Raw genomic sequence first — 840 nt, forward strand, 5'->3', positions numbered from 1 at the left:
GGGCGCCGGCCGGGGGGGCGGCACCGTCCAGCAGCGAAGGCGCCGGGGCGGCGGCGCGCGGCGTGCCGTCCATGTTGAAGCGCTCGATCTTGGCGGCGGCCTGGATGCGCTCGACGGCGGCGTTCACCGCCTCCTCGAAGGTCGCCTGGCGCAGGCTCTCCAGGCTTTCCTGGAAGCTCGGCGCCGGGGCGGCGCGGCGCTCCTCCACCTTGATCACATGCCAGCCGAAGGCGGTCTTCACCGGCTCGGCCGAGATCTCGCCGGCCTTCAGCGCGAAGGCGGCCTCGGCGAATTCGGGCACCATGTCGCCCTTCTTGAAGAAGCCCAGGTCGCCGCCCTGCTCGGTGCCGGGGCCGGTCGACAGGCGGCGGGCGAGGGCCGCGAAATCGGCGCCGGGCTTGCGCGCCTCGGCGAGCGCGGCGCGGGCATCGGCCTCGCTCGAGGTCAGGATGTGGCGCGCATGCACCTCCTCCTCGCCCGGCTTGCCGGCAATTTCCTTGTCATACTTGGCGCGCAGCGCCGCCTCGGTCAGCGCCGGCGCGATCTCGCGGCGCAGCAGCGCCTGCTGCAGCTGCTCGTCCTCGGCGCGGCGGATGGCGGCGCGCACCGCCTCGTCCTTGTCCAGGCCCTGGGCGCGGGCGGCGCTGACCAGGGCGCGCTGGGCGATCAGCTGGTCCAGCACCAGCGGGAAGAGCATCGGCATGGGGGCGGCGCGCAGCTCGGCCGGCAGCTCGGCCAGCGCCGCCTGCACGTCGGACAGCCGCAGCTCCTGCCCGTCGACCTTGGCCACCACCGGGTTGCCGGCGGGGGTCGCGGGGGCAGCAGCGGGCGGCACGGCGG

Annotated in this window: 1 protein-coding gene; it reads right to left on the minus strand. The window is 75.5% G+C overall.

The genetic code is table 11. The features are described 5' to 3' along the window. Window positions 1-840, minus strand: an 840-nt coding sequence (locus tag GVN67_RS29095) for a peptidylprolyl isomerase (RefSeq protein ID WP_160000775.1), incomplete at both ends; no start/stop codon positions are given.

Origin of the sequence: Roseomonas sp. 18066, assembly GCF_902706185.1 — a bacterium.
GTDB lineage: Bacteria > Pseudomonadota > Alphaproteobacteria > Acetobacterales > Acetobacteraceae > Pseudoroseomonas.